General features: G+C 41.3%; 12 protein-coding genes and 1 riboswitch. Of the genes, 11 read left to right on the top strand and 1 reads right to left on the bottom strand.

Annotation, left to right across the window (positions count from 1 at the left end; all coding sequences use genetic code 11):
- The first annotated feature begins 94 nt into the window (after nucleotides 1-94).
- From hpf to V3595_RS15065, 3 genes are all read left to right on the top strand, one after another.
- Nucleotides 95-652, top strand: coding sequence for a ribosome hibernation-promoting factor, HPF/YfiA family (hpf, locus tag V3595_RS15075; RefSeq protein WP_137016562.1), 558 nt, complete (start codon nucleotides 95-97; stop codon nucleotides 650-652).
- Between the two features lie 301 nt (nucleotides 653-953).
- The gene (locus tag V3595_RS15070; RefSeq protein WP_485908036.1) at nucleotides 954-1154 is read left to right on the top strand and encodes a hypothetical protein; all 201 of its coding nucleotides are present in this window, start codon (nucleotides 954-956) and stop codon (nucleotides 1152-1154) included.
- A 151-nt stretch (nucleotides 1155-1305) separates the two neighbouring features.
- A riboswitch (cyclic di-GMP riboswitch) is annotated at nucleotides 1306-1391 on the top strand.
- A 31-nt stretch (nucleotides 1392-1422) separates the two neighbouring features.
- Nucleotides 1423-1563 carry an anti-repressor SinI family protein gene (locus V3595_RS15065; protein WP_485908035.1) on the top strand — a complete coding sequence of 47 codons (141 nt, stop codon included), beginning with the start codon at nucleotides 1423-1425 and terminating at the stop codon, nucleotides 1561-1563.
- Nucleotides 1564-1712: 149 nt separating this feature from the next.
- Here the strand turns inward: V3595_RS15065 and V3595_RS15060 are convergent, their stop codons facing one another.
- Entirely contained in the window at nucleotides 1713-2036 is a 324-nt protein-coding gene (locus V3595_RS15060) for a helix-turn-helix domain-containing protein (protein ID WP_063233922.1), read from the bottom strand.
- Nucleotides 2037-2456: 420 nt separating this feature from the next.
- On the opposite strand from V3595_RS15060, the gene secA reads away from it, so the two are divergent.
- The 8 genes from secA to V3595_RS15020 all read left to right on the top strand — a co-directional run bounded on the left by secA (nucleotide 2457) and on the right by V3595_RS15020 (nucleotide 12560).
- On the top strand, nucleotides 2457-4970 hold the full coding sequence (secA, locus tag V3595_RS15055; RefSeq protein WP_485908033.1) for a preprotein translocase subunit SecA: 2514 nt from the start codon (nucleotides 2457-2459) through the stop codon (nucleotides 4968-4970).
- A 169-nt stretch (nucleotides 4971-5139) separates the two neighbouring features.
- Nucleotides 5140-6238, top strand: a protein-coding gene (gene prfB, locus V3595_RS15050) for a peptide chain release factor 2 (RefSeq protein WP_485908031.1) whose coding sequence is annotated in 2 segments (ribosomal slippage) — nucleotides 5140-5202 and nucleotides 5204-6238 — 1098 coding nt in all. Because the reading frame shifts where the segments join, the coding sequence is not laid out codon by codon here.
- Nucleotides 6239-6392: 154 nt separating this feature from the next.
- Nucleotides 6393-7256, top strand: a complete 864-nt coding sequence (locus V3595_RS15045) for a YitT family protein (protein ID WP_485908029.1) — start codon at nucleotides 6393-6395, stop codon at nucleotides 7254-7256.
- A gap of 49 nt (nucleotides 7257-7305) precedes the next feature.
- Complete coding sequence (cccB, locus tag V3595_RS15040) at nucleotides 7306-7647, top strand: cytochrome c551 (protein ID WP_427653828.1); 342 nt, start codon at nucleotides 7306-7308, stop codon at nucleotides 7645-7647.
- 291 nt (nucleotides 7648-7938) lie between these two features.
- Complete coding sequence (gene ftsE, locus V3595_RS15035; RefSeq protein ID WP_063233927.1) at nucleotides 7939-8625, top strand: cell division ATP-binding protein FtsE; 687 nt, start codon at nucleotides 7939-7941, stop codon at nucleotides 8623-8625.
- Complete coding sequence (gene ftsX, locus V3595_RS15030; RefSeq protein WP_101223748.1) at nucleotides 8615-9508, top strand: permease-like cell division protein FtsX; 894 nt, start codon at nucleotides 8615-8617, stop codon at nucleotides 9506-9508. Before ftsE ends, ftsX begins: the two co-directional genes overlap by 11 nt.
- Nucleotides 9509-9603: 95 nt before the next feature.
- Nucleotides 9604-10992: a murein hydrolase activator EnvC family protein gene (locus tag V3595_RS15025; RefSeq protein ID WP_137016572.1), complete on the top strand. Its 1389-nt coding sequence runs from the start codon at nucleotides 9604-9606 to the stop codon at nucleotides 10990-10992.
- Nucleotides 10993-11135: 143 nt separating this feature from the next.
- On the top strand, nucleotides 11136-12560 hold the full coding sequence (locus V3595_RS15020; protein ID WP_485908026.1) for a S41 family peptidase: 1425 nt from the start codon (nucleotides 11136-11138) through the stop codon (nucleotides 12558-12560).
- The last annotated feature ends 80 nt before the right edge of the window (nucleotides 12561-12640 follow it).

The following is a 12640-nucleotide window of genomic DNA, read 5'->3' as shown; positions in this document are numbered from 1 at the left end:
TATTTCGACATATTTCATGATGTGTTTCTAAAAGGAACCGGAGGGGTATTGTAGAATCTAACTGTATAGTCTTAATTTAAGGAGGACTCACTTTATGAATTACAACGTACGCGGTGAAAACATTGAGGTAACTCCAGCAATTCGAGAATACGTCGAAAAGAAAATTGGCAAGTTAGAACGATATTTTAACAATACACCAGATGCAAATGTGTTAGTGAATTTAAAAGTGAACAATAATACATCAAAGGTCGAAGTGACGATTCCCATGCAGAATTTGGTTCTTCGTGCTGAAGAGGAAAATGCGGATATGTATGCTGCCATTGACTTGATCAATGATAAGCTTGAACGCCAAATTCGTAAACATAAAACGAAGGTCAATCGTAAGTTCCGGAACAATCTATCGGCTGCACCAGATGCATTCGCCTTCAATATGGAAGTTGACGAAGTGGTGGATGAATTCGAAGACGATAATGATATTGAAGTGGTCCGCAATAAGCGCTTTGATTTAAAGCCGATGGACAGTGAAGAAGCGATTTTACAAATGAATATGCTTGGTCATAGTTTCTTCGTTTACACGAATGCGGATACTAATACAACTAACGTAGTGTACCGCCGAAAAGATGGACGCTATGGATTGATTGAACCTAGTTAATTATTATTCTAAGATCACAAGCACAGCCCAGCCTTTGGGTTGTGCTTTTTTAATGCCTGTTGATAGAATTCGTTTGAAACGGAAAAAAAATGATTGCTTCTTTTGTTCTCTAAAGAATCCAAATCAACGAAAAAAATCCTTTTTAAAGAACAGTTTTTGTTCTTTATTAAGATAAATAGTCAGTTTTACCTATTTAATAACCCCCACCTTTTGCACTATACTCAAATTGTTAGTTCTTTAAAAAGAACAATTGGTTTTTTATAATAAACAATTTGATTAAGGTGCAGAGGGGTTGGATTACTTGTATCGAAAGAATTGCCATACTTGCCATAGGGCTTCTTTTAGCAGTGCGGAATATGGAAAGTGGCTTTGCCCGACCTGCGGTGAGGATTTAACTGCGCAAAAAGCCTTGGATGCACTTACAATGGAGAGAATCAATACACAGCAACGAAATATTAAGAAGAGCAATATTTACTATTATATAAAAAAAGAAATTAAATAAAAAATCACCTGGAATTCGAATTTTCTTAATATTGTAATATTTTGTCGGATAAAAGTTTTTGCATTTAGGTAGATTACCGACATAAAATAGCAATATATGGAGTGGGTATCCGTTATAATATGATTATAAGTAATGTATTTGGTAATAAATACCACGACAAAGGCAAACTTATTGAAAGATGAGGGCGCAAAGGCACAGGTCTAAGGTCCTCGAGACTATGATGGCTGGTCTGCCTGAAATACAAAGAGTATTTTAGGAGGTAGAAGAGGTGGCTAATGTGGAAATAGATCAAGAATGGGTGAAATTGATTTCAGAAGCAAGGAGCTTGGGTTTCAAAAAAGAGGAAATCAGTGCTTTTTTGAAACGGGAAAGCCTTGAGGTAACATTAGAGGAGAACAATGGAAAATAGCTTCCGAACAAGATCGTGAACATCCCTATAAACAGTAATTCGATTCATTAGCTGTTTATAGGGTTTATTCTTCCTTGAGATTCTAACAATTCTAGCTTATTCAAACTGTATTCTTCAGGATTATGTAGGTAAACTAGTGCACTACCACTCTACTCTTCTTTATCTTTTCTCCATTTATTAAACTCGATGAATTCCCTGAATTGTTGTTTTGAAACACCCGAATTCATGGCCTCCTCAACGATTTTCATCCAGTCAGTGTCCAAGGTTTCCTTATTTGGTGCATCATAAAGCAGGGCATCAACAGGAATGTTAAGTACGGCGGAGATTTTTTCAAGAAATTGAATAGAAGGATTCGTTTGTAAGTTCCGCTCGAGCGAACTTAAATAAGACTTTGCCACACCCGCTTTATCGGCAAGTTCAGTCATCGACATTTTCTTTTCTTCTCGCAGTTTTTTTACACGTTCACCAATCATCAATACCACCTCGAAACATGTTCTATTTATCTTCCGCTAATAAGTGTCAGTAGCCAATCTTATCATTCAAAACAAGACGACTGTAAGGTTGGATTACCTTGACATGCTATCGCTAGAGAGGACACACAGCATCTAGTGATGGAAGGTTATGGATAATTCTCATTTACATATGGAATAGTGGGGAGTTTGAAACATATTTTTTATACTTCCTTCTATTTTAACAGTTTTACTCCTCATTTATCCATTGTTTTTCGCAAGAATTGAATTCAGGTCTATACCAGGGAAGTGACATGAAGTTGTACCTCTATGATAGAAGTGGTAAAATTAAGCGTGCATTAGTAATAATAGAAGTGTGTTTCTTCTTACTTATATGAATTTTGTCATTGAACGATCATTACCATAATAGAGGAGCGTTATTGAATGCTTAATATATTAAATAAAGTTTTTGATCCGAATAAGCGAGAAATCAAACGTTTAGAAAAAATCGCCGATCAGGTCGAAGCGCTGGCTGATGAGACGGCGGCGTTATCGGATGAACAGTTGCGTGCCAAAACGGGTGAGTTTAAAGAGCGTTATCAAAATGGGGAAACCGTTGATGATTTGCTTGTTGAGGCTTTTGCGGTTGCACGTGAAGGGGCAAAGCGTGCTCTGGGCTTATATCCTTACCGTGTTCAAATCATGGGTGGGGCATCACTTCATGATGGAAATATCTCCGAGATGAAAACAGGGGAAGGTAAAACCTTAACATCCACCATGCCGGTTTATTTAAACGCGCTTACCGGTAAAGGTGTACATGTCGTTACTGTCAATGAATACTTGGCACACCGTGATGCCACCGAGATGGGTGTATTGTATGATTTCCTCGGTTTGACCGTCGGGTTGAATTTGAACAGTCATTCTAAAGAAGAAAAGCAGGCGGCGTACAATGCGGACATTACGTACAGTACGAATAATGAGTTAGGTTTTGATTATCTTCGTGACAATATGGTGTTATATAAAGAACAAATGGTACAGCGTCCGCTGCACTTCGCTGTCATTGATGAGGTCGATTCGATTTTGATTGATGAGGCAAGAACGCCATTGATCATTTCCGGTTCCGCACAAAAATCGGCTCAGCTTTATATCCAGGCCAATGCGTTTGTAAGAACCTTAAAAAAAGAAACTGACTACACATATGATGAAAAGACAAAAGGTGTTCAGCTGACGGAAGATGGGATGAATCGAGCTGAAAAAGCGTTTAATATCGATAATTTATTCGATATTAATCACGTTACTTTGAATCATCATATCAATCAGGCGTTAAAGGCGCATGTTTCCATGCATTTGGATGTGGATTATGTTGTCCAGGAAGGCGAGATAGTCATCGTTGACCAATTCACTGGCCGTTTGATGAAAGGCCGCCGTTACAGTGAAGGTCTCCACCAGGCGATCGAAGCGAAAGAAGGACTTGAAATTCAAAATGAAAGCATGACTCTTGCGACGATTACATTCCAGAACTATTTCAGGATGTATGAAAAACTTTCAGGTATGACCGGTACAGCCAAAACGGAAGAAGAGGAATTCCGCAATATTTATAATATGAATGTCATTGCGATCCCGACAAACAGGAATATCATCAGGGATGACAGGGCAGATCTTATATACGCGACAACTGATGGGAAATTCAAGGCTGTTGTGGAAGACATAGCCGAACGCTATACAAAGGGTCAGCCTGTGCTTGTCGGTACGGTTGCCATCGAAACATCTGAAGTCATATCTGCCTATTTATCCCAAAAAGGAATCCCTCACGATGTTTTGAATGCCAAGAACCATGAGCGTGAAGCGGAAATCATTGCGAATGCAGGTAATCAAGGCTCAGTTACGATCGCTACGAACATGGCAGGGCGCGGTACGGATATCAAGCTTGGTGAAGGTGTCAAGGAGCTTGGGGGCCTTGCTGTAATCGGTACGGAACGTCATGAAAGCAGGCGTATAGATAACCAGCTGCGTGGTCGGTCCGGCCGTCAGGGAGATCCAGGGGTCACTCAATTCTATTTGTCAATGGAAGATGAATTGATGCGTCGCTTCGGTTCGGATAACATGAAAAACATGATGGCACGCCTTGGTATGGATGATTCCCAGCCAATTCAAAGCAAAATGGTGACAAGGGCCGTTGAATCCGCACAGAAACGGGTCGAAGGCAATAACTTCGATTCACGTAAGCAATTACTGCAGTATGATGATGTTCTCCGTCAACAACGGGAAATTATCTATAAACAGCGTTTCGATGTCATGGAAAGTGAAAACTTACGTGAAATCGTCGAAACGATGATCACGGCATCCATCCAGCGAAATGTTGTCGCGTTTGCACCAATGGGAGATGAGGAAGGCTGGAATTTACAAGGCCTTGTCGATTACCTGAATGGTAACCTATTCAATGAAGGTTCAATCACCGTAGCTGATTTGGAAGGGAAAAATGAATCGGAATTGGTTGAGTTCATTTTAGCAAAAGTGAAAGAAAGCTATGACCAAAAAGAAGAAGAGTTATCTGAAGACCAAATGCGTGAATTCGAAAAAGTAATCGTTCTTCGTGCAGTCGATAGTAAGTGGATGGACCATATTGATGCGATGGAGCAATTGCGCCAAGGGATCCACCTTCGTGCTTATGGTCAGATTGACCCGCTTCGTGAATATCAATCAGAAGGTTTCGCAATGTTTGAAGCGATGATTGCTTCAATGGAAGATGAAGTCGCAAAATACATCATGAAGGCCGAAATCCGAAACAATTTGGAACGCAAGGAAGTCATAAAAGGACAAGCGGTCAATCCGAAGGAAGAAGACGGGGGAAAAGTGAAAAAAGCCCCTGCCCGTAAAAAGGAAGACGTTGGCCGAAACGCGTTATGCCCATGCGGCAGCGGTAAAAAATATAAGAATTGCCATGGCAATTTAGGCTAAAGTTAGGTGTATAATGATTATGGGACGGTTAAGTGTAAGGCTTGCCGCCTCTTTTCATGTTTAGTTTGCATAAAGCAATACATTTGCATATAGTTTGAAGAGGTTTATTTGTAATGAAGGAATCCCTCTTCAGGGATTTTTTTTAACATACTTAATGAGGTGAAGAGAAATGGAATTAGCAGAAATAAGAAATGAACTTGAACGGACAGCGCAACGATTAACGGACTTTAGGGGGTCTCTTTGACTTAGATGAAAAAGAGGCACGAATCGCACAGCTTGAAAATGAGATGACACATCCCGATTTTTGGAATGATCAGCAAAAAGCACAAACTGTCATCAATGAAACGAATGCTTTGAAAGAACAAGTCAATCAATTGTCAAACCTGAATGAATCATATGAAAATCTGGATTTGACATATGAATTAGTGAAAGAGGAGAATGATCAAGAGCTTTTGGCTGAGCTGGAAGAAGAAATCACGATTCTTTCACAAAAGATGAATGACTTTGAACTTCAACTATTACTAAGTGAAGAATATGACTCGAAAAATGCCATTCTTGAACTGCATCCTGGTGCAGGCGGAACGGAGTCCCAGGATTGGGGTTCCATGCTGCTTCGTATGTATACAAGATGGGGTGAAAAAAGAGGCTTTAAAGTGGAAACCCTTGATTACCTTCCAGGTGATGAAGCTGGAATCAAGAGTGTCACTTTAATTTTCAAAGGCCATAATGCCTACGGTTATTTGAAAGCAGAAAAAGGGGTACACCGTCTTGTCCGAATTTCTCCTTTCGATTCCTCAGGGAGACGCCATACTTCATTCGTTTCATGTGAAGTCATGCCGGAATTTGATGAGACAATCAATATAGAAATACGCACGGAAGATTTGAAAGTCGATACGTACCGTGCAAGTGGTGCAGGTGGTCAGCACATCAATACAACGGACTCGGCAGTCCGGATCACCCATATACCTACGAACACAGTGGTAACGTGCCAAAACGAGAGATCACAAATCAAAAACAAGGCCCAAGCCATGAATATGCTGAAAGCCAAATTGTATCAACGTGAAATTGAACAGCAACAAGCGGATTTGGATGAAATCCGTGGTGAGCAAAAGGAAATTGGCTGGGGAAGCCAAATTCGTTCTTATGTTTTCCACCCGTATTCCATGGTTAAAGATCACCGTACTAGTGCGGAGACCGGAAACTTGGGAGCTGTCATGGATGGCGATATCGATATGTTCATTGACGCGTACTTGCGTTCAAAATTATAAAATCAGCCAGTCGGACCGGTTTCCCGGTCCGGCTTTTTTTTTGATTTCCTTTTTAACGAATCTTCTGGCTGACATTTACAGGATTGAAAAGGGATGCTCTACCTCGTTCGGCCAATACTAGATAATAATGATGGTTCGAGGAGACTTATGCAAAATGAAGAAAAGGTACTGGGAGCAAAAGCACCCTTTAATTCAAAAGTTAACGGAGTATGGATTGGTGATTGTCGGTTCATCCATAATTGCCATTGGTTTTAATGTATTCTTACTGCCTAACCAGGTCGCATCTGGCGGGGTCAGCGGGATTAGCACGATTCTCGATTCAACTCTCGGTTGGGAGCCAGCATACGTTCTTTGGGGTTTTAATATCCCTTTGTTCATTGCGGGTCTTATTATCCTTGGTAGACATTTCGGTGCCAAAAGCCTGATTGGAACCCTGTTTCTGCCTTTAGTGGTATTTCTGACAAATGATTGGGATGCATGGACGAATGATGCATTGCTTGGTTCGATTTGCGGGGGGATGATGGTCGGACTTGGGCTGGGGATCGTCTTTCGCGGGAAGGGTTCCACAGGGGGGACCGATTTGGCGGCACAAATTTTCCATAAGTATACCCATCTGTCATTGGGGACCTGTGTGGCTGTCATTGATGGAATCATCGTTTTAAGTGCTGCAATCGTTTTTGATATTGAAAAAGGGCTTTATGCATTGATTGGATTGTATGTGACAAGCAAGACGATAGACCTCGTCCAGATTGGATTGAACCGTTCGAAAATGTCGCTAATTATCACGAATAAAGAATTGGAAGTAAGGGATGCTATCATACATGAGCTGGACCGGGGCGTAACAGGCATATCCGGGTATGGCGGCTATACGGATGATACTCGTCCAATTTTGATGTGCGTCATAGACCAGTCGGAATTCACCAAATTGAAACAATTGGTGAAACTCGTTGACCCTAAAGCGTTTGTAATTGTAATGGACGCATCGGAGGTACTCGGGGAGGGTTTTAAACTAGATTGAAATTGGTATAATGTTCTTGTGCTGGTATAAATCAGAGGGGGTAAATTCAATGAAAATGAAATGGTTAGCCTTAGTTTTGGGTACTTCTTTGGCCTTGGCTGCATGCGGTGGAAACGATGATGCTGCAGATAAAGAGCCTGCAGGTGAAAATAATGAAACGACTACGGCAGGTGCTGGTGACGCCGCAAAAATTTATGAAAACAAATGTTCAAGTTGTCATGCAGTGAATCTTGAAGGCGGCGTTGGACCGAATTTAACGAAGGTCGGTTCGAAGCTATCGAAAGCAGACATCGAAAAAGTTATTGCTAATGGCCAAGGTGGAATGCCAAAAGGAATAATCCAGGGCAAGGAAGCGAGCATGGTCGCTGAATGGCTTGCTGGACATAAGTAATGATTAATGAAACGTTCTGCTTAGCAGGCGTTTCATTTAGCCTCCATTAAACCTCGAAAAAACTCACATTTAACCCCTTATCAAGCAATCAAATCTTGGAATTATTACATAGATGTTGATATATGTCTAACTGAAATGAAACTGTAATATTTTTTATGCTTAATTTGACAAAATATGATGTTATAATGTTCCTGTGCTCAAGTAAGAGAGTTTCCTGTCAGATTTCAGTGAAAATTGTCGAAAAAGCTGTAGGTACATAGTGATAATCCAAGCAAATTAGGTGGTTTTAGAATGATAGAAATGATAGATGTGAAAAAGACATATCCAAATGGCGTAATTGCCATTAATGGAATCAATGTGAAAATAAAGGCAGGCGAGTTCGTTTATGTAGTGGGTCCGAGCGGTGCCGGAAAATCGACCTTCATCAAAATGATGTATAGGGAAGAAAAGCCTACAAGCGGTAATATCTTGGTCAATGGCCTTAGCCTGCCAAGTATCCGCAATTCGAAAGTTCCTCTATTCCGCCGTAATATCGGTATGGTATTCCAAGATTTTAAACTCCTTCAAACATTCACTGTATATGAAAATGTTGCTTTTGCCATGGAAGTTATTGAAAAGGAACCAGAAGAAATCAAAAAGAGAGTCATGGAAGTCCTTGATCTGGTTGGCATTAAACATAAAGCAAGAATGCTGCCTTCCGAGTTATCTGGTGGGGAACAGCAAAGGGTTGCAATAGCACGTTCGATCGTCAATGATCCCAAGGTAGTCATAGCCGACGAGCCTACAGGTAATCTTGATCCCGAAACATCATGGGAAATCATGAACATATTTGAAGAAATTAACAAACGCGGAACTACACTTGTCATGGCCACTCATAATAGGGACATCGTCAACAATATTAAACGACGTGTCATTGCCATTGAAAGTGGAAAAATAGTTCGCGATGAACATCGAGGTGATTACGGATATGAAATTTAGAACATTGCTCCGTCACTTCCGTGAAAGTTTTAAAAATATTGGCCGTAATGGATGGATGACGTTTGCTTCAGTCAGTGCAGTAACGGTCACTCTAACTTTGGTTGGCGTCTTTTTAGTGCTCATGATGAATTTAAATCATATCGCGGGAAATGTGGAGAAAGATGTCGAAGTTCGTGCACATATTGATAATGCGGCGAATGATGACGATATAAAAGCTATAGGTAAGCAAATTACGGAGATAAACGGCATTGAATCAGTGATTTTCTCTCCAAAAGATGAAGAGCTTACTAATTTAATAGATGATTTAGGAGATAATGGTGAGGCTTTTAAACCATTTGAACAGGATAACCCATTAAGGGACGTTTATGTTATCAAAACGAAATCTCCGCAAGATGTCATCAAGGTGGCAAAAAAAATCGAAGGTTTTGAGTATATCCAAAGTGTTAAATATGGACAAGGCTACGTCGAGAAACTATTCAGCTTTGTTAATATTGCTAGAAACATAGGGATCGTCCTTATTGTAGGTTTACTATTTACTGCAATGTTCCTGATTTCGAATACGATTAAAATTACCATTGTAGCCAGAAGGAAAGAAATTGAGATCATGAGATTGGTAGGAGCAACGAATACATTCATCCGTTGGCCATTCTTCTTGGAGGGACTTTGGTTGGGAGTCCTCGGTTCCATTATTCCGATAGGTCTGATTGCAGTACTCTACTATAATCTTTATAAATATGCAGCACCGCAGATTACGTTCAAATTCATAGATTTCTTGCCTGCAAATCCGTTTATTTATCAAGTTTCGGCCATCCTCATCGTAATTGGAGCCGTTATCGGTATATGGGGCAGCTTGATGTCCGTCAGGAAGTTCTTGAAAGTATAAAAGTGTATCTTTGCTCGAAAGCCAAAAGAAGACAGACATAAATAGAGAGACGTTACAAGGCACCGGATGTAACGGGTTGAAAGGGGAAATGAAACGTGAAAAAAAATATCATTGCCATGAATGCCTCCATCATGATCGGGTTGGGAAGCATTCTAGCGGCACCTTCGGTTTATGCTGAGTCGATTTCGGACTTAGAAAAACAGAAAGAATCCATCCAGGAAAAACGTTCGGGTGTTGAATCGAATATTTCCGACACGGAAAAGAAAATCGATAACCTGCAGGATAAGCAAATGACTGCAGAAGACCAAATCGCTGCCATTGAAGCGAAAATTGCAGAGTCCGCAAAAAAAATCGATGCTAAAAATGCTGAAATTACACAAACGAAAAAAGAAATCGAGGCATTGAAAGAAGAGATTAAAGTATTAAAAGAGCGGATCGCCAAACGTAATGAAGTACTGAAGGAAAGGGCACTTTCTTTCCAGGAGACTGGCGGGGACGTGAACTACCTTGAAGTATTATTCGGATCATCCAGTTTTGGGGATTTAGTTGACCGTGTCGGAGCTGTAGCGACAATCGCTGAAGCGGACCGCGATATTTTAAAGCAGCATGAGCTGGATAAAAAGGATCTGGAAGAAAAGCAAAATGCCGTTGAAACGAAGCTTGCCAGTTTAGAAGTGGCAAAAGCTGAACTATTGGAAATTCAAAAGCAACAAAAACAGCAGAAGCAAGAAAAGGATGCTTTAGTTAAGAAATTAAAGCAACAAACTGAAAAGCATGAACATGAGAAGATGGGTCTAGAGGAAGAAAAAGCGAATCTTGCTGCTCAAGAAAAAGCCATCAAATCAGCCATCAGCTTAGAGCATCAACGTCTTGCCGAATTGGAAGCAGCTCGTAAAAAAGCGGCAGCCGAAGCGAAAAAACGTGCAGAGCAAGAAGCTGCTCAAGCGGCAGCACAAGCAGCATCACAAGCATCCGAATCAAAAAAACAATCCACTTCTTCAGGATATAGTGCAAAAAGCAACAGTTCATCATCATCTTCACAACCTTCGTCTAATGTAAGTCAGGCGCCAGCGCCAGCAGTATCATCGGGTACTTTCACTAGACCAAGTGCAGGATATGTATCTTCAACAATGGGTGAACGTTGGAATAAACAGCATGCCGGTATCGATATCGCTGCTAGCGGGACGGTTCCAATTGTGGCTGCAGCCGACGGAGTCGTAAGCCGTTCTTACTTCTCAAGTTCATACGGTAACGTCATCTTCGTCACGCATTCGATCGGCGGTCAGCAATGGACTACGGTGTATGCACATTTAAACTCTAGACAAGTAAGTGAAGGTGCTGTTGTCGCCAAAGGTCAACAAATTGGCATCATGGGGAACACTGGACATTCGTTCGGTCAGCATTTACACTTTGAGCTACATAAAGGCGCATGGAATTATAGCAAGTCAAATGCTGTTAATCCATTAGACTATATACCTAATTAATACCCAATATATCAATTAAAAAACAGACCAGGATAAATTCCTTGTCTGTTTTTTTTTTTTTGGTGTCACCATTTTCTATAAGCATATTCTTTCCATTCCCCTCATATAGTGAAATACATATCAGGTCAGAAATGGGGATAAATATGGTCAAAAAATGGGTACTTCCTCTAGCAATCATCATGTCACTAGCCATTGGAGCAGTGGGGGGCATATATTGGACAAGCCTTCCGGCTAAGAATGAAGCAAAGGATGAAAGTCAAGAAATAACGAAGGATAAGGAATGGGCAAAAGTGGAACAAGCTTACGGTTTGATCGTAAGTCAGTATGTAGAACAGGTGGACGGCTCCAACCTTGTGGAGGGTGCCATCCAGGGCATGCTGTCAGCTTTGAAAGATCCTTATTCCGTATATATGGACAAGGAGACCGCCAAGCAATTCAATGAAACCCTGGACTCCTCTTTTGAAGGGATCGGGACTGAAATCGGAATGGAAGATGGTAAGGTCATAATTGTTTCTCCTTACAAAGACTCGCCTGCTGAAAAAGCTGGATTAAAGCCGAAAGATCAAATCCTTAAGGTGAATGGTGAAAGTGTAGAAGGTTTGGATCTGTATGAAACACGCCTGAAAATCCGCGGCGAAAAAGGGTCACCCGTCAAAATGGAAATAAAGCGGGCAGGGGTTGATAATCCACTTGAATTCAGTATGGTGCGTGCTGAAATTCCATTGGATACCGTATTTTCATCAATTAAGGAAGTCGCCGGAGAACAAATCGGTTATATCGAGTTGACCACATTCTCGGAAAATACTGCGAGTGATTTCAAAAAGCAGATGAAGGAGCTGGAAAAGAAGGGAATCAAGGGCTTGGTGATAGATGTACGAGGCAATCCAGGTGGCCTTCTTTCTAGTGTGGAAACGATTCTTGGCGAGTTTATCACGAAAGACAAGCCCTATTTGCAAATTGCAGAAAGGACGGGGGAAACACAATCGTTTTTCACAAGCCTTAAGAAAGCGAAAAGTTATCCCATTGCCGTCTTGACGGATAAAGGCAGCGCCTCAGCCTCGGAAATCCTGGCCGGCGCTATGCAAGAGGCGGGAGGCTATCCATTGGTTGGCGAGAAGACCTTCGGGAAAGGCACAGTACAGCAAGCTGTACCAATGGGTGATGGCAGTAAGATTAAACTTACATTGTATAAGTGGCTGACGCCTTCAGGGAATTGGATCCATAAAAAAGGGATTGAACCGACAATCAAAGTGAAACAACCGGAGTATTTTGATGCCCATCAGCTGGCCATTGAGAAGGTCTTGGAGCGGGATATGAATGATGAACAAATCCAGTATGCCCAAAGCATTCTGAAAGGACTCGGATTTGAACCGGGTCGTGAGGATGGATATTATGATTGGAGTACAGAAATCGCGGTGAAGGCATTCCAAAAACAATTTGGCCTGGAAGTGACTGGTAAGCTGGACGCTAAAACCGCAGCACATTTGGAATCCGCCATTCTGGAAAAGATCCAGGATGAAGATAATGATATTCAATTGCGCACGGCTTTGAATTATCTAGTGAAATAACTTGATGGCACCGTTCCCCTTGGAGCGGTGCCTCTTTTGCATTTGATCAGGCCCCGCCTGCTAACATGAGGCAGTATAGG

Origin of the sequence: Bacillus sp. CFBP9009, assembly GCF_036541465.1 — a bacterium.
Taxonomy (GTDB): Bacteria; Bacillota; Bacilli; order Bacillales; family DSM-1321; genus Peribacillus.
Note: the sequence above shows the minus strand (reverse complement) of the source record. Positions and strands in the feature narration are given on the sequence as shown.

Excerpts from the sequence above, each read along its gene's own strand:
- hpf (WP_137016562.1), top strand. The coding sequence starts at position 95 with ATGAATTACAACGTACGCGGTGAAAACATTGAGGTAACTCCAGCAATT.
- V3595_RS15060 (WP_063233922.1), bottom strand. The coding sequence starts at position 2,036 with ATGATTGGTGAACGTGTAAAAAAACTGCGAGAAGAAAAGAAAATGTCG.
- secA (WP_485908033.1), top strand. The coding sequence starts at position 2,457 with ATGCTTAATATATTAAATAAAGTTTTTGATCCGAATAAGCGAGAAATC.
- V3595_RS15045 (WP_485908029.1), top strand. The coding sequence starts at position 6,393 with ATGAAGAAAAGGTACTGGGAGCAAAAGCACCCTTTAATTCAAAAGTTA.
- cccB (WP_427653828.1), top strand. The coding sequence starts at position 7,306 with ATGAAAATGAAATGGTTAGCCTTAGTTTTGGGTACTTCTTTGGCCTTG.
- ftsE (WP_063233927.1), top strand. The coding sequence starts at position 7,939 with ATGATAGAAATGATAGATGTGAAAAAGACATATCCAAATGGCGTAATT.
- ftsX (WP_101223748.1), top strand. The coding sequence starts at position 8,615 with ATGAAATTTAGAACATTGCTCCGTCACTTCCGTGAAAGTTTTAAAAAT.
- V3595_RS15020 (WP_485908026.1), top strand. The coding sequence starts at position 11,136 with ATGGTCAAAAAATGGGTACTTCCTCTAGCAATCATCATGTCACTAGCC.